This is a genomic window from Pseudonocardia sp. EV170527-09 (genome assembly GCF_008369905.1).
Classification (GTDB): Bacteria; Actinomycetota; Actinomycetes; order Mycobacteriales; family Pseudonocardiaceae; genus Pseudonocardia.
On sequence record NZ_VRMC01000632.1, the window covers coordinates 1 to 241 of the forward strand.

General features: G+C 33.6%; 1 pseudogene. It reads right to left on the reverse strand.

Going from position 1 to position 241, the window contains the following annotated elements:
- Window positions 1–16: 16 nt before the first annotated feature.
- Window positions 17–241 (reverse strand): annotated as a pseudogene (locus tag FVA95_RS30340) (hypothetical protein); the annotation flags it as partial.

Genomic DNA, 241 nt, shown 5'->3' on the forward strand with positions numbered 1-241 from the left:
GACAAGACTTTTTTATTTATGCTTGTGGATTTTCATCTACATTTCCATCAATATTTTCACTATTGAATTCGGATTCTTGGTCTTGATCAATGAACTCATCATCCAAATCATCTTCAGTGGCTTCAGGAATTGCATCAATATCAAAATCTAAAGTTTTGTCTAAGGTGTAATTTAAGCGACCCGCCATAATTGACGCAAGTTCTTCTAGACCTTGTTTATTGAGTGATGAAAACAGTTGTAT